The sequence below is a fragment of the Sphingobacterium sp. UBA7625 genome, assembly GCF_002484085.1.
GTDB classification, from domain to species: domain Bacteria; phylum Bacteroidota; class Bacteroidia; order Sphingobacteriales; family Sphingobacteriaceae; genus Sphingobacterium; species Sphingobacterium athyrii.
In genome coordinates this window covers 1-18326 of the sequence record NZ_DLJD01000056.1, presented here as the reverse complement: position 1 = coordinate 18326, position 18326 = coordinate 1, and the positions used below count along the sequence as shown (strand labels likewise).

17 protein-coding genes are annotated in these 18326 nt (G+C 39.6%); 8 read left to right on the top strand and 9 right to left on the bottom strand.

The window, feature by feature from the left end; translation table 11 throughout:
- Positions 1-56 precede the first annotated feature (56 nt).
- The 4 genes from B4G94_RS23650 to B4G94_RS23635 are packed head-to-tail and all read right to left on the bottom strand — an operon-like array spanning position 57 to position 2625.
- Positions 57-530 (bottom strand): Dps family protein, encoded by a 474-nt coding sequence (locus tag B4G94_RS23650; protein WP_286862430.1) that lies wholly within the window; start codon positions 528-530, stop codon positions 57-59.
- 46 nt (positions 531-576) lie between these two features.
- Positions 577-1545 (bottom strand): NAD(P)H-quinone oxidoreductase, encoded by a 969-nt coding sequence (locus B4G94_RS23645; protein WP_286862428.1) that lies wholly within the window; start codon positions 1543-1545, stop codon positions 577-579.
- A gap of 5 nt (positions 1546-1550) precedes the next feature.
- On the bottom strand, positions 1551-2018 hold the full coding sequence (locus tag B4G94_RS23640) for a lipocalin-like domain-containing protein (protein WP_286862426.1): 468 nt from the start codon (positions 2016-2018) through the stop codon (positions 1551-1553).
- A 49-nt stretch (positions 2019-2067) separates the two neighbouring features.
- Positions 2068-2625, bottom strand: a complete 558-nt coding sequence (locus B4G94_RS23635) for a hypothetical protein (protein ID WP_286862425.1) — start codon at positions 2623-2625, stop codon at positions 2068-2070.
- 209 nt (positions 2626-2834) lie between these two features.
- On the opposite strand from B4G94_RS23635, the gene B4G94_RS23630 reads away from it, so the two are divergent.
- Positions 2835-3221, top strand: coding sequence for an MBL fold metallo-hydrolase (locus B4G94_RS23630; RefSeq protein WP_286862424.1), 387 nt, complete (start codon positions 2835-2837; stop codon positions 3219-3221).
- Positions 3222-3457: 236 nt separating this feature from the next.
- Here B4G94_RS23630 and B4G94_RS23625 read toward each other — a convergent pair whose 3' ends face one another.
- Positions 3458-3700 (bottom strand): HD domain-containing protein, encoded by a 243-nt coding sequence (locus tag B4G94_RS23625; RefSeq protein WP_286862422.1) that lies wholly within the window; start codon positions 3698-3700, stop codon positions 3458-3460.
- An 82-nt stretch (positions 3701-3782) separates the two neighbouring features.
- On the opposite strand from B4G94_RS23625, the gene B4G94_RS23620 reads away from it, so the two are divergent.
- Positions 3783-4439, top strand: coding sequence for a hypothetical protein (locus tag B4G94_RS23620; RefSeq protein WP_286862420.1), 657 nt, complete (start codon positions 3783-3785; stop codon positions 4437-4439).
- A gap of 181 nt (positions 4440-4620) precedes the next feature.
- On the opposite strand, the gene B4G94_RS23615 is transcribed toward B4G94_RS23620, so the two are convergent.
- From B4G94_RS23615 to B4G94_RS23600, 4 genes are all read right to left on the bottom strand, one after another.
- Positions 4621-4965, bottom strand: a complete 345-nt coding sequence (locus B4G94_RS23615; protein WP_286862419.1) for an alpha/beta hydrolase family protein — start codon at positions 4963-4965, stop codon at positions 4621-4623.
- Positions 4966-5021: 56 nt separating this feature from the next.
- The gene (locus tag B4G94_RS23610; RefSeq protein WP_286862417.1) at positions 5022-5951 is read right to left on the bottom strand and encodes a chlorophyllase/cutinase-like alpha/beta fold protein; all 930 of its coding nucleotides are present in this window, start codon (positions 5949-5951) and stop codon (positions 5022-5024) included.
- Between the two features lie 355 nt (positions 5952-6306).
- Positions 6307-6999: a LytR/AlgR family response regulator transcription factor gene (locus tag B4G94_RS23605; RefSeq protein ID WP_286862416.1), complete on the bottom strand. Its 693-nt coding sequence runs from the start codon at positions 6997-6999 to the stop codon at positions 6307-6309.
- Positions 6996-8078: a sensor histidine kinase gene (locus B4G94_RS23600; protein ID WP_286862415.1), complete on the bottom strand. Its 1083-nt coding sequence runs from the start codon at positions 8076-8078 to the stop codon at positions 6996-6998. Before B4G94_RS23600 ends, B4G94_RS23605 begins: the two co-directional genes overlap by 4 nt.
- A 393-nt stretch (positions 8079-8471) precedes the next feature.
- Here B4G94_RS23600 and B4G94_RS23595 point away from each other — a divergent pair, with 393 nt between their 5' ends.
- The 6 genes from B4G94_RS23595 (at position 8472) to B4G94_RS23570 (ending at position 17746) form a co-directional block, all read left to right on the top strand.
- Entirely contained in the window at positions 8472-9041 is a 570-nt protein-coding gene (locus B4G94_RS23595; protein WP_286862414.1) for an RNA polymerase sigma-70 factor, read from the top strand.
- Between the two features lie 96 nt (positions 9042-9137).
- Positions 9138-10307 (top strand): FecR family protein, encoded by a 1170-nt coding sequence (locus B4G94_RS23590; protein ID WP_286862412.1) that lies wholly within the window; start codon positions 9138-9140, stop codon positions 10305-10307.
- A gap of 117 nt (positions 10308-10424) precedes the next feature.
- A complete protein-coding gene (locus B4G94_RS23585; RefSeq protein WP_286862410.1) occupies positions 10425-14081 on the top strand; it encodes a SusC/RagA family TonB-linked outer membrane protein in 3657 nt (1218 codons plus the stop codon).
- A gap of 13 nt (positions 14082-14094) precedes the next feature.
- Entirely contained in the window at positions 14095-15495 is a 1401-nt protein-coding gene (locus tag B4G94_RS23580; protein ID WP_286862409.1) for a RagB/SusD family nutrient uptake outer membrane protein, read from the top strand.
- Positions 15496-15573: 78 nt separating this feature from the next.
- Positions 15574-16623 (top strand): TlpA family protein disulfide reductase, encoded by a 1050-nt coding sequence (locus B4G94_RS23575; RefSeq protein ID WP_286862407.1) that lies wholly within the window; start codon positions 15574-15576, stop codon positions 16621-16623.
- A 4-nt stretch (positions 16624-16627) separates the two neighbouring features.
- Positions 16628-17746, top strand: coding sequence for a TlpA family protein disulfide reductase (locus B4G94_RS23570; protein ID WP_286862406.1), 1119 nt, complete (start codon positions 16628-16630; stop codon positions 17744-17746).
- The last annotated feature ends 580 nt before the right edge of the window (positions 17747-18326 follow it).

Sequence of the window (18326 nt, the reverse complement as noted above, 5' to 3'; positions counted from 1 at the left end):
TGTTAATATGACAAATATACTTATTACTTTCTTTTTTTATCGCTCACCAATAGCTCCTATCTAAAATAAGAACGGATCATCCATGCCATCTGTTCATGAGTTTCCATCAGTCCAGTGATAAAGTCACTGGTTCCGTAGTCTTTATATGACTCTGCAAAAGGCGTAATATTTCCGCGTAAAAATTCAATGATACTTTCGTGGTCTGTCAGCAGGTCTTTCATGTAGCCAAGGCCATCATTCGTCCTGTCACTATACTCGGTAAGGCGAGTCAGTTCCAGGTAGCTCTTCAGGGTTGCTGGTGCATAATGCCCGATTTTTCGAAGGCGTTCTGCAACGCTATCAATAAGTTCGTCCAACTGCTTGTACTGCTCCTCAAAGAATATGTGGTTTGCGTGAAAATTGTCTCCCGTAACGTTCCAGTGTGCATTTCGGGTCTTGATATAAAGGACAGTTTCATCAGCCAATAATTTTGCCAATTGTACAGCAACAGCATCTGTGCTTGCTTCGTTTATTCCAATGTTTGCTTTCATAATATGAATGTTTTTAGTGTTATTTTTCTAATGTAAATGACCTGGGCTATCGAACAAGAATAATTTTACCTGTGTGCGTCCCTTCTTCTAACAGCTTATGTGCTTGAATAGCTTCACTAAAGGGAAATGTCTGAAAAATGACCGGTTTGATTTTTTTTGATTCAAGCAACGGCCAAACGTTTTTCTTAACTTCAGCCGTTAAATATTTTTTAAATTCATACTCACGGCTTCTTAATGTACTTCCCGTGATAGTTAAGCGCTTGATCATCATCTGCCAGATATCCAGGTCCACATGACTGCCTGAGACAGCATTGATATAAACCAGTCTTCCTTCGGGGTTAAGGATATTGATGTTTTTTCGAACATAATCTCCTCCGATCATATCCAGGATAACGTCAACACCCTCCTGCTGAAGCTCTTTTTCAAAATCCTGCTTTTGATAGTTGATATAAAAATCTGCTCCCAGTTCAATGCAATGCTGACCTTTCTCATCAGATCCCACGGTGACAATAACGCGCGATCCAAGCGCATGTGCCAACTGAATGCCCGTAATACCAATTCCGCTGTTTCCTCCGTGTATCAAAAGAGTTTCATGAGGCTTTAATGAAGCTCTCTGAAAGACATTTGACCACACGGTAAAAACTGTCTCCGGTAAACTTGCGGCCTCGGCATAGGAAATACCCGCGGGTATTTCAAGGCATTGTCCTTCACGTACACTTACAAATTCAGCATAACCGCCGCCAGCAAGTAAGGCGCAAACTTTATCACCTACTTTAAAGTTTACCACATCTGGACCACAATCTACGATCACGCCTGCTACTTCCAGACCTAGTATGTCCGATGGCACACCGGCGGGCGCTGGATAATTGCCCTCTCTCTGAAAAATATCGGACCTGTTTAGTCCTGCTGCTTTTACTTCGATCAGAACCTCGTCCACTGTGGCTATCGGAGTTTCAAATTCTCTCAGCTGCAGTACCTCAGGGCCACCGTAGCTTGTTATTACAACCGCTTTCATATCAATCAATTTTTTGTTTTTAGATTTTCAGATCTTTCCCATTTAAGTTTATGCACAACTTCTTTCCCTTCTGAAAGGAAAGGCTTGCCACTTTCCAACAATAGATATTCATTCTCAAAATGTATGACTCTATTTTGTGTTTGACCTGTCCAGTTTGGAAAAAGAGAAATAAACATCGTATGGCTCAATGTCTGCTTAACTTCATCAGCAGTGAAAGGTCCCGAATAGGCCAGATAGGTAGAACCTTCCTGCATATATTCATCGGCAGTAGCTCCTGTCCAATGTTCATTTTCAAAGTTTTTTCGGTCAGGATTCATGATCTGCGCGGACATATAGCCGTCTTGGTTATACATGAGAAGTCCTTTAGGTGATTTACCCATGGGATATGAAATATCCCCACTTTCGATCGTAACTTCTATTAGTTCCACTAATACCCAGGTACCAATAAGGCGTTTAAATAATGTCGCTTCCATTTTTAAAGAGATTTTATAGGGCGCAAGCACGGGTTACGCCAATTAGCTGTTAAAAAGGTTGATTGTATTTTCCAATAAGGGCTTTGTTTTCGATACTTTTCGCGAAATTTGGTGTTTCCTCATGGTTGTGCGCATCTGAAGCCGCCTGTCTCGCTGCTGCCGCGTCGGAAAGATTGATTCCGTTTTCTTTGATATAAGCCAGCATCTCGGGAGTAGCGGTCGCATGGATCTCATTTGTATAAAGACAGGTATTCTCATCAATCTTAGTTGCTTTAAGCTCCCAAAGTACCTGAACTTTTGTACGACCTCCCTTAGTGATCGAATCCGAAATAGAAAGCATACGACAGTAATCAGGCTCGTGTACCACAGCTACATAATGCTGTACCATCAATGCGTCTCCTATCGTTTCCACATTAAGTGATACCGGTTCTCCGTCAAATGTCGTAGAAATCGCCGCGCCGATATGTTGGGTAGAGCATCTTTGGTATTCTGCGTCAGGTAGGTTCAATAACCAGTCTGCTATATTTACTTTTTCAATTGGGGCATTGATGATTGCTGTTACTGCTGAATGTGACAATGCGTTTTCTGGTGTCTGAATGATTTCCATAATATTTTTTTTAAAGGTTGTTATTGTTTTACTGATGTAAATTTATAAAGCTAATGCCTAAGTCCTAAGAGCAATCCATTAAAGAGGCAAATACTGTCGTTAAACAGGAGAGAATAATCGTTGGATGTTTTTTAGGTTTTTGAAAAATGGAAATGAGACTTATCCTGTCCTTACAAAGTCGTAACATATGTTTGAAACTGTAATTAGCTATGCTTAAAGCTAATATTTTGTTGGATACAGGATTAGGATTTACTCAAAATAGTGAGCCTTTAATATACAAATCTTTGGCAAAAGAAAATGTCCTCCCAACGCAGATTACAAAAATATTGATTTCACATTTACACAAAGACCATATTGGGGGTATTGGACATTTTAAAAATAATAGTTTTAGAGTCAATTTTCCAAATGCTAGCATTTACATACAAAATCGTGAATTGGATTTCGCCCTGACACAGTGGGACAACCCTTCATATAACTATAAAATTGTGAAAGAATTAGCACGACTAACCAATGTTATAAGGCTGAATGACAATTTTGGTAAAATAACAGATGAAATAACCTATGAAGTGTCAGGCGGTCACACACCATACCACTAGGAATTTCGGATTGAGGAAAATGACGAGACAATATTTTATGGAGGAGATAATTTGCCCCAAAAATATTATATTAAACTGCAATTAGCATTTAAGAATGATTATAACGGAAAAAGAGGAATGGAATTACGTCAAAAATGAGGGAAAATTGCGAAGATTGATAATTGGAAATTATTATACAATCATGATTTGAAAACGCTATTTAGTAGGATTTGATAACAGCCAAACTATGAGTTTTTTTATATCTCTTGTCCATTACTTGTTGCCAGCATTTGACTGATCTTGAGAATGGCCTGTTCTTCGTTTTGCTGTTTGATCTTTCTGATCTCCGGATTGCGGATCTGATCCAATACGGAGACGTCTCCCGCTTCTGCTTCAACAAGGTCATGAATAATGATCATTTTTAACAGACGGACTAAATCTACCTTCTCATCCAAAAGCGGCTCAATCAATATAGCATATTTAGTTACGTATAGAAACATTGATAATTGGTATAGTATTTTTTATGTCAATAAAAGAACCATTTACCTTCGTATCATTATTCGTAAACTAATAACATTTATCATGATTGAACAAACTAAGAATCTAGTATTGCTTGCTCTTATCATAGCAGGGCACAACGCCTTTGCCCAAACCGTAGAGTCCCGTCTATTGAAAAAAGGTACGCGAATAGATATGGTTGAATTTGATGCAAACAAAGTGCAAAACAAAACTAAAGTGCTAACGGTGGAATCTGTAAGTGGTAAAACATCAAAGGTCAGATCGGTAACGACTGAAAAAGGGAACGTTACTGAGAATAATCTTCAGACTTATCATTTCGAAAATGGCGAAGCGACATGGACAAACGACGCTGTCGATACAAAGACTAAAAGGCCTGCGATAATTATTTATCCAGCTAATATGCAAGCAGGACAAAAAATCAACAACGATGTAACTTTTGAACAGACAGGAACGACACCGGATGGGAAAAAAGCAACAGTGTCTGTTAAAATAACTGATCGTAAGGTGATCGGCAAAGAGAAAGTAACAGTAAAAGGTGGAACTTGGGATTGCACAAAACTGAGCTATAAATTTTCATTGGGACTCAAAGTTGCTTTTATAAATATCCCGTTTAATGTTGATGCTGTAGAATGGTACAACCCTGATGTTGGTGTAGTAAAGACTGAATATTCGATCAAAGGTGCATATGCCGGACATGCGGAAATTGCTTCAGTTCAGTAATTGAAGCTCTTCCATAATAATAACATTATCTAGGTATTAGGGAGCGTAAGTCGAACGAGATTTACGCTCCTTTTTCAATCCATAACATCCTATCGGGATTTATTCCTACCAAACAATAGCCATAATTCCGTTTATGGTTTATATGATTTTCCACTGTAGTTGAAAAACAATGCCTATAGATCTAGCTATTCAATGGCATGTAGGCATTTAAATATTCTTCAACTTTCTGCATATAGGTGATGTATTTTTTATCGTCATTTTGCAAGGCGTGTCCAGAATGTGGAAATTCGATATATTCGTGTGGTACGTGATGATCCTTTAGCGCTTTTATCAGATGTTTAACGGAATTAAAAGGACAGATTTTGTCATAGACACCATATGCACACACCGTTGGTACTGAATTTTGATTGATCCATTTAAATGCGGAGATCGGCTTTATACTGGCACGAGCTGCCAGACGACCTAATATAAAGGCGATAACAGCGATGTCAATCAGAATATAAATCCGTTTTTTAGAGATATCCATTTTTAATTTATTTTGTTTATTTAACTTTTTAACTCAATTTCCAAGATCGCGCCAGCTTAGCGTATATTTCTCATCTCAACGTCCTGCCAATTGCTATTATGCCTGATCTCTGCGTCAGTGCCGACAAATACTTTTTTAGCCTCGCTGTCACCGGTCAGGGTGTATAGGAACCATGCTGTCATATACCCATCTGCCTTATACAACATATGTCCATGGAAAGCATTTCGGCGTCTTGCAAGGATGCTTGGCGTATTGCCGGGCATCCTATTGAAGTTGTCAATTAATGACCAGAGCGGGGCGATCCCTGAATTTTTATCTTTACCATCACCGGCATCTGATGCACCGGTTCCAGCTACAGCAAAGTACGGCACCCTGATTTTGCTAACATCGTATGGCCACTGCAACACCATTGACAATTCATGTTTTGTGGTGCTGGCTCCGAATGCCGACCGGAACATACCGCTGTTGGGCTGTATTGTAATAGCATTAATAACTGCCACACCACCCTGAGAATGCCCAGAAACACCGATCTGTTTTGTATTTATTTTTTTGTAAAAAATGCTGTTTCTTTTATTATTTTCCGACAGAAGGAGATCTAATGATTTAGAAGTGGACTTTCCATTCCACGAATTTTTATCATCATTTCCTACTGCAACAAATCCCCATGAAGCCAAGTGTTTAAAAACTTCTTCATACGCAGCGCTAATAACACCGGTACCATTGGCAAACACCACGACAGGATATTGCTTGTTAGAAGTCTCCAGTTCTAAGGGATACCATATCTTCACGGTGTTAAAAGAAGTCTCATTGACTTGTATCTCTTTGCTCTTCACTTCTGAATTCTCAAATGATGTGTATTTACTTTCCATCCCCACCTTTGCTCCTACTTGATTTTGATATCCTTTCTGAACACCAGGGCCGAAGCAACTAACAATAAAAATACTTGAAATAAGCACTATAACAGGCAAAACGATTCTTTTAATCATACTATTCATGTTTTAATTTTACAATTAATGCCCCTCTTAATTGATAGCCTAGCTTATAATTTTCATCAAATGACGCTCCCGCGATCTTTGTCATATTGGCCCCAGCTTTTGTCCCTAGATGCAATTGGGCTTTGGTTTGTAATACAGTGAATATTATAAGAATTATATCGGATATCGTTCTCATGTACATTTTCTTTTTAAGTGTCATTGGAACGAAATTAATTAATAGTATTCCAGCAAAATTCGAAACTATACAAAACGTAATATTGACTATACAAAAAAATCAGCAAATGAATTTCAGATATGGGGATATCCTCTAAATCTGATAATATTCTTAAATCGCTATAATATCCACCTATAACTTTGGAAGTATATCCTCACGAAATGCCCGTCCGATTGCTATCTCCGCATCCGCAGTGATAATCATATTATTATCGAAAGAAACGATCTCATTGCGATTGACTACATTGCGTTTACTTACTCTTAAAAACTGATGCTGCGGAAGTTTTGAATGAATCGTCTTCAGGTTCATCCAAGTAATGTATTTGTCCTTTCTGGTGTAGATGATAACGTAATCCTTCAATGCTTCGATGTAAATAATATCTCGGTAAAATATTTTATGATTCATGCGATCAACACGGACCATGATATAATCATGGGAAGTACTTTCGACACTGGCTTTATAATTCAACAGCATCCGTCTATAGTTCTCAGCTTTTTGAACTGCTCTTTCGAAACGATCTAAAGCAATCGGCTTAACCAGGTAATCAATTGCCTCGACTTCGTAACTATCAAGCGCATATTGCGAGTAAGCAGTGGTGAAAATAACTAGGGTATTGTCGGGAATCGTAGCGGCAAGTTCCAGTCCATTGATGCCGGGCATTTCGATATCTAAAAATACGAGATCTACGTGGTTTTCTTTTAGATATTGATTCACTCCTACACTGCTTTTAAATGTCTTTAGCAGATGTAAGTTTTGACTTGTGGCAATAAGGTCTTCCATTCCTAAGCGTGCTACAGGCTCATCATCTATTATAATACAATTCATATGGGTAGCTTTAGGGTTGCTATATATTTTTCAGCATTTTCCATGGAGTTGAAATAGTAATTATCTCCATAAATCAGCTCAAGTCGCCTTTGGATATTGGATAACCCGATCCCACCGTCTTTCCTCGGCGGAGTGCGCAACTTTGGAATAGAATTGGTGACAAGGAAACAGAGCTGTGCATTCTTAATACGGATATCGATATCTACATATGAAGCATCCTGTGGATCTGAGCTATGTTTTACAGCGTTTTCTATCAAACTCAACAAAATATTTGGTGGTAGCTGAATCCCCTTGGTATCTTTCTCCATATATCGGAACGTATAGTCAAAATGATCGCGGCGCATTTTTTCTAAACTTAAATAGTCATCTAAAAAGCGTATTTCTGATGATAAATAAACTTTATTTGAGCTATTTTCGTATAACAAATGTCTCAGAAATCCCGACAGCTTTAAGGTGATCTGTTCTGCTTTGTCAGGTTCGCGCTTTATGAGAACTTTGATACTGTTGAGCATATTAAATAAAAAGTGGGGCTGTATCTGATTTCGAAGTGCCTCTAGCTCGCTTTCCATCGCCTTAATTTCCAAATAGTGCATTTTTTCATTATCCGAATTCCATTTCTGAAAGAATTTAATAAAAGTGGAAAGACCGATAAATGGAAGGAAGACAAAGACAGCAGCGCCAACGAAGTTAAGGGGGTGATTGGCCTCTGTCAATGGTTTTAAACGATATTGATCTATAAAAAACTCGTGAAAAAAATAGGATATTAAACCAGCCAATGCAATACAAAACAATAAGCTGAGAAGGTATATGATGAGATTGCCCCTGAACAAAATCTTTGGTATGAGCAGGTACAAATTGCTATAGAACAATCCCACGATAATCCAAAATCCAAAAATCCAATCCAAATTATCATAAATGCCCATATACTCACCCGGTGTCTTTACAATGATAAATAAGGTCAACAATATGGCATTAGCGATCAAATGCCGCCAGATCCTAAAATTCTTAAGACTGATAAATCGGAGTAAACTGTCTCCTTTAATTATCGTATTGATATTATTGTGACCTGATAGAGACATAAAGTAATGCTTTGAATAATTCCGTTGCTTAATAATGCATTATATCGGCATGCTGATAAAATACAAATTTATAAATTTATATACTATCTGGTTTGACTTAGATGTGCAGTTTGTATAGAAATATCAGCTTTTGATATAGTTTTAGCAGGCATATAAAAATTCAGCTATGGGACGATAAGATGGAATTCCGTCCGTTTCATAAAAAATAAATTTGTTTTTTTAATTCGGGATATTAAATTTGTCGTTGTAAACGAACAATCGACATATAGTTCCAGAAAGGCTTTTGAACCTATTAAAAACACAACAACAAATAAGTACAACAATCCAACAATTAATTTCTACAAAATCATATTCGGCAAAGTGATAGATGATGCTAATTTTGAGGATGAAAATTTGATTTACAAATTTTCCAGTGGTGATAAAGCGGCTTTTAAATCTGTTTTTGCAACCTATTATCCTGCGCTTTGTTTTTTTGCTAGCAAAATATTAGGAAGCCCTACTGAAGCTGAAGACCTCGTCATGGATGTATTTGCGAAAATATGGCAGAGAAAGGATCAACCAAAAGAAATTAAGAATATATCAAGCTTTTTGTATGCGTCTGTGAGAAATGCGGGAATTGATCTGCTAAGAAAGGGTAAAAAGCAGCTTTTCGTGGAGGGTATTGCTGAGGTGGCAGAACTTGACATAAATGAAGTGTTGGAAGCCGAGGCAGTTTACGCTCAATTGTTGAAAAAAGTCTATGAGCAAATAGAGCTATTGCCTCCACAATGCCAGCTGATCTTTAAAATGTTGTTTCTAGAGGGGCAGTCCACACAGCAGGTGGCCGAAAGGCTAAAGCTCTCGGTACAGTCTGTACGTAATCAGAAAACAAGAGCTATTGATATCTTAAAATTAAAAATAGATCCAAACCTTTTATATATCGTCCTAATCCAATTAGCCAGTAAAAGTATACATTTACATTGATCAGCCTATTTGCATGATCATAACAAAATCGAATAAAAAGTAAATTTCTTTTGGTTGTTTTCGACATTGTTACGTCTTACTCATAAACAGACAGCAATGGAACATTTACCTGACTATATAGCCCACCTTATTTGGCTTGACCTCCAAAATGGTCTAACCAATAAGCAGCGCCAGGAACTGGATAATTGGTTAAACGAAAATCCATATAACAGGATTATCATTGAAAGAACCAAAAAGCAGGAAAATCTTTCCAACGATTTAGCAATATATCAAAATTTTAATGCGGATAACGCCTGGAAACAATTTGAAAATAATTATGTAATTGCTCCAAAGCCAGCCATCAAAAAATTAACACCTCAACTTGTGAAATGGGCAGCAGCATGTATTGTTGTATTTACAAGCGCTATCATAATCTACCTTAATAATAAGCAGGAAAAGAAGTATACTGTGAATACAAAGACGGAGATTGCCCCAGCTATGAAAGGTGCACTTCTAACTTTATCGGATGGTAAGAAGGTCTTGCTGGATACGATAAAAAACGGCGTCATAAAGCTTGGAAATGGTTCAGTGGCAGAGGTTGTAAATGGACAATTGGCTTATAGACAATCGGACAACCAAAACGTAATCAATAGTATCTCAACGACTTCAGGAAGACACTACCAGATGACATTGGCTGATGGCACCGGGGTATGGCTTAATGCCAATAGCTCCATTAGCTTTCCTTCCGACTTTCGGGGATCGACAAGAAATGTAAAAATTATCGGCGAGGTCTATTTTGAAGTCATGAAAGATAAAAATAAACCTTTTATCGTGGAGGCTCCGAATGGTTTAAAGATCGAAGTAACCGGTACCAAATTCAACTTAAACACATACGCCGATGAAGATACCTGGAAGACGACACTGATTGAAGGTCGGGTCAATGTACATTTGGATGGTAGATCCATGGCCCTAATACCCGGAGCACAGGCAAGGGTTAACAGGGCGAAAAAAAATATGACGATCGTCAGCAATATTGACCCCCAACAGGCAATAGCATGGAAAAATGGCCTTTTTAATTTTGAGGGCTCCACCCTACCCGAAATCATGCGCGAGATCCAGCGCTGGTATAACATTGGCGTTGATTATAAAGGGCCATTGCCCAAAATCGACTTTTTTGGAGAAATTAACCGTAATGAAAGCCTTGACGACGTCATACGTGCACTACAGGAATCGGGGGTTAAACTTAAATTGGATAAAGAAAGGAGGTTGATCACTGTAGAAAGATAAATACTTAATCCTAAGCTTAATACGTCAAAAACCGGAAGTGCGCGAACACTTCCGGCAGCAAATAGGCGTCAATAAGAATGCTCACACATTTTTACTAACCTAATTATTATCAAAAATATGCAAAATTATCTTAGAAAAGGTAATCATCTAAACCTCTCTGACTGGCTCGGGAGTAAACGAACCAACTCCCTTATCAGGCGCGTGGTCCTCACTCCTGCCCTCATGTTGAGTATATCATCTGCTTTCAGCCAGCAGATATCGCTTAATGCAAGGAACATGCCGATGAAAGAGGTATTCTCCGCAATAAAAAAACAAACTGGTTATGCGGTATTCGGCAATCTCAAATTATTGGAAAAAGCTAAGCCGGTCTCAGTCACCGCAAACAATATGCCTCTGGAACAATTGCTCAAACAGATCTTCGAGCAACAAGCCATAGGCTACCGTCTTGGTAATAAGACGATATTTCTGTCCGAAAGACCAAATGATCATATGCAGAAAATCCAGGGTGAAAGTCAAAAGTCACAGGATAAAAATCTGTCAGGAACAGTATTGGATTCCATAGGAGGTCCGCTGCCCGGCGCTAGCTTAATATTGACCAATAGACCCGAATCTTATGCAACTAAACGGGACGGTAGTTTTTCCATTCAGGCCTATGAGGGTGATGTGATTGTATTTACTTATATGGGGTACAAAAGTAAACAGATCACCGTTACAGCAAAAATGTTGATGGGAAACCAGCTCATAGTGCAGCTAAATCCGCTCATTAACAGTCTCGAAGAGGTGAAAATTTCGGTCAATACAGGATACCAAAGTCTTGATCGTGAACGAAGCGCCGGTTCGGTCGCAAAACCTGACATGGAAATTTATAATGATCGCGTAGGCTCCATGAATGTGATCCAACGGCTTGACGGTCTGATTCCGGGACTCACCGTAAATAATGCTCCTGGAGCTGATCCGTTTCAGATTCGTGGATTGAGTACGGTCGGAAGTACGGTCAATATCGGTGGATATGGGGTCTCTACAACGAGTAGATCCCCACTGTTTGTTGTAGATGGCGTACCCTATGAAGACATCGAACTGATAAACCCGAATGATGTGCTTGATGTCAATGTATTGAAAGATGCTACTGCATCATCAATTTGGGGAGCACGTGCAGCAAACGGCGTAGTCGTCATCACGACAAAAGCTGGTAAAAAAGGAGCTAGCAAATTGAAAATCGACTACAATTCATTTGTACGTATACAGGCGCGCCCCGACTTAAGCTATTTACCTGTCATGGATAGTAAAAGTTACATACAGGCAGCTAGGGAAACATTTGATGCCACTATAGTACCCTGGGCAACAATAAACGGCGGGACTTCCCCTATCGTGGCGCCGCACGAACAGGCTTTATACGATTTGAGCCGTGGCCTACTGACGCAGACGCAGATAGACGCCAAGTTAGATAGCATGGGAAGAATCAGCAACACAGATCAAATCTCTGAACTCTTCTACCGCAATAATATTGTCACGAACCATTCGCTAGCAGCCAGTGGTGGTACTGATAAATATTCTTTCTATGGCTCTTTCAATTATACGGGCAATAAGAATAACGGGAATAGACCGGATAATTCAACCGATACCTACAAACTTAATATTAGACAGGATTTTAGATTTAATCCCCATATTAACCTATACTTGGTCACGGATATTACAAATACCGTGGGTCGTAACAAACCTTACCCGACTTTTGATGCAAAGTTTAATCCTTATCAACTTTTTCAGGATCAAGCAGGAAATAACCTAGATCTTTCATGGCGTTACATGACCGCTGAGCGCAGAAGAGCGCTTGAAAATAGCGGAAAAATAGATATGAGTTATGTGCCCTTAGATGAGCCAAACAATGGCTATACCAATTCAAATGGCCTCGCGGTGAGATTAAATGCCGGGCTGCGTGTCAATCTCTACAAAGGACTACGGTATGAGGGAACCTATAGCTACACCAAAGCTAAAAATGATACCCGGCAATTTGAAGGACAACAGGCATTTGATGTGCGACGAGAAGTACTCAGCTATACGGTGGTGAATCCCAACACCGGCCTTCCTATCTATTACCTGCCTGAAACCGGTGGAAGATTGACTACCGATAACAGTTCCCGGGAGGACTGGACGATTAGAAACCAGTTCGTTTACAACAAAGATTGGGCGGATAAATTTCATCAATTGACTTTTCTTGCGGGAAATGAAGTACAGTCTATGCGTACCGACAATATTTATAACCTTACACGGGGGTTTAACGATGAAACATATACAATACAGCCGGTCGATTACAAGAGCCTGGCCGCAGCTTATCTGACTGGGACGCTTTATCCCTCGACTGGAGGTTCTGGGTATTATTATCCGGATACCTATCGTGCACAGCGGCTCGATACCCGACTGATCTCATACTACGCCAACCTGGCCTATAGCTTTCGGGAAAAGTACGGTGTAAATGCGAGCTGGCGTATCGATCAATCAAATTTGTTTGGTAAGGATAAGTCTGCACAGAATAAACCGGTGTATAGCGTGGGTGCCCTTTGGAATATGAGTAAAGAAGAGTGGATGAGGGAGCTAGATTGGATTAATGAAGTTAGGCTACGGGCTACTTATGGCCTTACAGGAATATCGCCGGCGGCGGGAACGGCCTCCTCGAGTGATATCTTGCTTGCCCTATCTCCCAATGGGTATTCCGTACCGGGAGGCGTGATCTATAGAATTAATAGTCCAGCCAATCGCTCATTGACTTGGGAGCTCACAAAAACGAAAAATATAGGCATGGATTTCCGCTTATTTAACCAGCGGGTATCTGGTACTTTTGACGCATATTGGAAAAAAACAGATGGCTTATTGGATCAAATGCTAGTAAATCCATTTGCGGTAGCAATTTCTCCCACAGTATTGGGGAACGCTGGTGAGCTCACAAATCGTGGTGTGGAACTTTCCTTAAACACTGTCAACGTAAAAACGAGAGACTTCACCTGGAGAACATTGATCAATGCTGCCTTCAATAAAAATAAGATTACAAAATCGTACAACCAGAGTAGCGTAACCACTGGCAATGCGAAAATAATGGAACAGAATCTGCAGGGCTATGCCGCTTATGCAATGTTTGCCTATAATTACGCTGGGCTCAATACAATAGGTGACCCGCAGGTCAGGCTTGCGGATGGGACACTTGTCACTGCACCGTATGTGACGCGTGCTGAAGATATCATTTTTACTGGAACTAGTCAGCCAAAATGGTCTGGTGGATTTAGCAATATGTTTCGCTATAAGGAATTTGATCTACAAGTAAACATGGTATTCAACGCTGGGCATGTAACCCGTAGGGATGTTAATCAAAAATATGCAGGTGTAAACGCAAGTTATAGCAACTTCCATAGAGATTTTGCAGACAGATGGAAGGTGGCAGGCGACGAATTGAAAACAGATATACCTGCCTTTGTACCGACTGAAAGTGTGTCTACGAGCAGACGGAGTGTTTACTATTATATTCTGGGAAATAACAATGTGATCAATGCGTCATTTATCAAGATAAGAGACTTGACACTAAGCTACCGATTACCCAAAACTATGCTGGACCGGATTCACTGTAATGAACTACGCATATTTGGACAGGTAGGAAATATCATGGTATGGAAAGCCAACAAATATGGTATCGATCCAGAATTTCAGGGTTTTAATAATAATGGAGGTGTCAGGACACTCAGACTTGGTCAGAATAGTCTTTCATTCGGTGTAAACGTATCATTTTAATTAGTCTCGTATTATGAAAAAACAGATCAACTATATTTTGTTACTATCACTTTCCGCAAGCATTTTATCCTGCGGAAAAAGCTTTTTAGAAGTCGAACCCAAAGGGAGCCTAATCGCTAGCAAAACGACTGAATATGAAAACATGCTCTATAATTCACTCTCCGTGGGCTTTGATGCACCAGCATTAATACTAGGCGATGACGCAACTGTACTGGACACTTATTTTGGTGCTTCTCCCGTACCTTTGCAAAGACTCTTTCGCTATCAAGCCGATATTTATGAGCCAGAGGCCACCGCAGACGAATTGCTATTACCGATTCGGAATATCTATCTCTACAATAAAATTATTAATGAAGTGATGGATAGCGAAGGCGGAACCCAGGAAAGTAAGCGTAGTATTCAAGCTGAAGCAAAAGCATCACGTGCATTCTTCAATCTCTACCTGATAAACCACTATGGAAAGCCTTATCACTCAAGTACAGCTTCTGTAGATCTTGGTATTCCACTAATCACCCAGGCTGATGTGGCACAAAATAGCTTTATGCGGGCAACTGTGCAACAGGTATACGACAATATGATCAACGACCTTAAGGAAGCTATACCTCTAATCCCCGTAAACGTACCCAATAGGCTTAGGATGTGTAAATCAGCTGCGGAACTCACATTGGCGAAGATTTATTGGTTTATGGGTAGCTATGATCAGGCATTGACACTAATTAAACAGGCGAAGTCTCATATGCCTACAAGCTTTGAAAATTATATATACAATTACAACCAAACCTATGCCGCAGGAACATGGACTGTGGCCTCCGGTATTCAAAATAATCAAAATCTACTGGCAAGAACAAGTACCTCATTTATGACAAATAGTTCGAATAATATGTTATTGGCTCCCTGGGTTGCTAAACTATACAGTAAAAATGATCAACGGCTTAAATCTTTCAGTACACGCCCGTATCTGGGTACAGCAACATTCCCCATTGAAGGAATGAGTCGAAGGATAGGTCCCTTTGGGGCACAAGCACCACAGGGTGTGTATCTGCCAGANNTGATGCAGGCAGAGTGTGAGGCTAGAACTGGAAATATCGCTGCTGCCACATCAATATTAATCGCCTTTAGAGAAAAAAGAATGCCGGCAGATGAAGCTAAAGTAGCGGCGATGGACAATAGCAACCTGATCAAGTTTATCGTAGAAGAACGTGTACGAGAGTTTGCCCTGTATGGTTGGCGTTGGTTTGATATGCGCCGGCTGTCAAATGACCCGCTCTTTAAGGATAAAGTATATGAGCATTATGTGTATGGTGCAAAAGAAGGGAAAGTTGTTGAAACGATAAAACTACCGGCAGAACGCTTAACACTTAGGTTCCCACTCGGTGTAATAGCCCGAAATCCTGGCATGGAAAACAACCCCTAGTAATTGCTAAATAGTAAAATTTATTGGTTATGCTGACTACCCTGGTGGTAGTCAGTTCATTTAAACTGAACAAACAATATGAAAAATATATTGATGGGCTTGCTTATTTTGTTTTTTTGTAAGTATGGCTACACACAACAAAGCTCAAACCAAATTCGATTGAAAGCACTTTTTGAAGAGAAAGACAATGCCAAACTTAAATCTGCATTAAAAAGTTATATGGATAGCAAAGAAGAGTCAGACCTGATTGTCGCTGTAAATTATTATACCTACAAGAGCCTACAGCAGACAGCAGACTCCCTAAAACAGATTGCTGTCGTCAGATTTCCCCAAGGAGATTTCGCCTATAACAAGGCGGTTGAAAGATTTGAATCATTAAGTTCTTACAAGGAAAAGATCGCATTTCACCAACAGGTAGTTAAAGACTTTCCTGGACGTGACTTTTCAAGTTTCAATGGCATGCTCGTCCTTGAAGCGATTGAAAACAGAGATTGTGCCGTAGCGACTAGCACTTTTGCTAAAATTACGGATACCTCATATACCCACTATCTCATCCCGACCATCTGCGAGAGGCTTATGCATGGGAAAGAATCAAATGACGAATGCCTAAACGCTTTTCTCAATAGCCTACTCGATCAATACAGGCACATGCTTAAAGGCATGATACTATCAGAAAATGTACCAAATATCACTCTCAACGATATCAATGGTACCCCGGTCTCACTCGCGGCATTTAAAGGAAAAACTGTGATACTAGATTTTTGGGCTACTTGGTGTAAACCTTGCCTTCAGTCATTTCCCGGAATGCAGGCAGCACTGGACAAGTATAAAAATGATCCGAATATCGTATTTCTCTTTATCAATACCGCCGAGCGGGGAAATGACGATCCTAGGCCAGCAGTAAAAAAAATAATTGATGATAAAAGATATACTTTTCGTGTACTCATGGATAAGAGGGATGAGATAAGCAAGCGATTTACCGCACTTGAATCATTTAAAGTTACAGCTCTGCCAACAAAATATGTTATTGACAAGAATGGCCTGATTCGCTTCAAACTGTCTGGTACCAATGGTGGAAGTCAATTCATACAGGAAGAAATAAAAATGATGATCGATGCAATTAATTAATACAATGAAAACAGAAAAACGATTTCAACGAATGGGATTGCTATTTTTAATGGTAGTGATTCTTCTTAATATGCCAGCTTATGCACAGGACAATAAAATCGGGCTTAGTATCGGCGATACGGCTCCCCCACTCGTCTATGCTAAAGTACTCAAGGGCGATAATGTTAGCCTGTCAGATGATAAAATAACCATATTGGAGTTTTGGGCCACTTGGTGCGTGCCATGCATCGCAGCAATGCCACATCTTTCCGAGTTAGCCGACAGATATAACGATGCCGTTAATGTAATCGCTATCAATGTGATGGAACGGACCGGCGATCAGCCTTACTCAGTGGCTGTACCGAAAGTAAATGAGTTTGTTGAGAGGATGAATGACAAAATGCGTTTTACCGTTATCGTTGACGACGATGAAAAAAATATGGAAAAAAAATGGCTGTGGGCGGCAGGCATAAATGGAATTCCTGCCACGATCGTGGTGAAAGACAAGAAAGTATATTGGATAGGTCATCCCATGTTTTTGGATAAAATACTGGAAGAAATAACGAATGGCTCATATGACCTCCCTGAGCGCAAAAAGGAGTATGAGAAGAAATTCGTTGCGGAGCGGAAGGAATCGAACAGCTTTAAGGATAACATGAACGCGATTGAACATGCCATAGCGTCTAAAAACTTTCAAGAAGCTATCGCGCTAACGGATAAGTTTTCAGCACAGGTGCCCAACTCGTCTTACGTTTACAAGCAGCGTAAACTCCAAATTCTGATTGCATTTTTTAAGGAGAAAGATGTGTTGAATTATTTAAATAATACGCTTAAAGAAAGTAAAAAAGACGCATCTGCTCTGGCGGCGTTTATAGCCATGCAAGAAAATATTTCAAAAAGAATCAATACGCGCGCTGCCGAAATCATTGATAAATATGGTGATAAAAACACATATTATCTAGATTGCCTTGCAAATCTGCAGGGTAAAACCGGACAGTTTGAACAGGCGTATGAAAATCAGCTTAAAATGCTAAATCTATTAATAAACGCACATAAGGAAAGGCCGGACGTTGTCAGTGAAGAAGTTATCGAAAGTAATAGAGAAAAGGTTAACAATTATAGGAAACTCCTAAAAAATAGATAATACGGCGAATTAAGATGGGACGGAGTTGCGGAAGTTTAAGCATCTACAGATCTCTCCCAATAATTGACATGGAAACAAAAATCTTATTGCGACAATCGACTTCTGTCTGCCTTTCCTTGAAATGGTGAATCGGTCATGTAGTAGCGGTTTTTTATTCCATTTAGCTTCAGATAAGTAGGTCTATTGCACCTACTTATCTACCTTTGAATAAATATATTAATGCCGATGACAACATTGGCAGCTATTGAAACATTGGAATTTCCCATGGTTACTATAACAGCATGCTACTTTTCAATCTGGCAAGGTTAATACCCAAGCCTAATATAATTATTTATTCTGAATTAATATGTTTGTCAATATTAACTATGTAGATTATTACACACTTTGTAAGGCTAAGCTAGTGGTTTATAAAGTGGGTTGGTTACGGGAAACCATAAGTATAATCAAATCAACATAAACTATTTATAATCGCTGGCCCGTAGCGGGTATTTATAGGGATACTTACCATACACATCAAAATAAGGGGCAAGTTCTGTTTTTGGCAATGCTTCGCTCAGCGCAGCACAAAATGCTTCTTCAT

Bases quoted from the DNA above. Each gene is read 5' to 3' on its own strand.
- B4G94_RS23650 (WP_286862430.1), bottom strand. From the start codon at position 530: ATGAAAGCAAACATTGGAATAAACGAAGCAAGCACAGATGCTGTTGCT.
- B4G94_RS23645 (WP_286862428.1), bottom strand. From the start codon at position 1,545: ATGAAAGCGGTTGTAATAACAAGCTACGGTGGCCCTGAGGTACTGCAG.
- B4G94_RS23640 (WP_286862426.1), bottom strand. From the start codon at position 2,018: ATGGAAGCGACATTATTTAAACGCCTTATTGGTACCTGGGTATTAGTG.
- B4G94_RS23635 (WP_286862425.1), bottom strand. From the start codon at position 2,625: ATGGAAATCATTCAGACACCAGAAAACGCATTGTCACATTCAGCAGTA.
- B4G94_RS23630 (WP_286862424.1), top strand. From the start codon at position 2,835: ATGCTTAAAGCTAATATTTTGTTGGATACAGGATTAGGATTTACTCAA.
- B4G94_RS23625 (WP_286862422.1), bottom strand. From the start codon at position 3,700: ATGTTTCTATACGTAACTAAATATGCTATATTGATTGAGCCGCTTTTG.
- B4G94_RS23620 (WP_286862420.1), top strand. From the start codon at position 3,783: ATGATTGAACAAACTAAGAATCTAGTATTGCTTGCTCTTATCATAGCA.
- B4G94_RS23615 (WP_286862419.1), bottom strand. From the start codon at position 4,965: ATGGATATCTCTAAAAAACGGATTTATATTCTGATTGACATCGCTGTT.
- B4G94_RS23610 (WP_286862417.1), bottom strand. From the start codon at position 5,951: ATGATTAAAAGAATCGTTTTGCCTGTTATAGTGCTTATTTCAAGTATT.
- B4G94_RS23605 (WP_286862416.1), bottom strand. From the start codon at position 6,999: ATGAATTGTATTATAATAGATGATGAGCCTGTAGCACGCTTAGGAATG.
- B4G94_RS23600 (WP_286862415.1), bottom strand. From the start codon at position 8,078: ATGTCTCTATCAGGTCACAATAATATCAATACGATAATTAAAGGAGAC.
- B4G94_RS23590 (WP_286862412.1), top strand. From the start codon at position 9,138: ATGGAACATTTACCTGACTATATAGCCCACCTTATTTGGCTTGACCTC.
- B4G94_RS23585 (WP_286862410.1), top strand. From the start codon at position 10,425: ATGCAAAATTATCTTAGAAAAGGTAATCATCTAAACCTCTCTGACTGG.
- B4G94_RS23575 (WP_286862407.1), top strand. From the start codon at position 15,574: ATGAAAAATATATTGATGGGCTTGCTTATTTTGTTTTTTTGTAAGTAT.
- B4G94_RS23570 (WP_286862406.1), top strand. From the start codon at position 16,628: ATGAAAACAGAAAAACGATTTCAACGAATGGGATTGCTATTTTTAATG.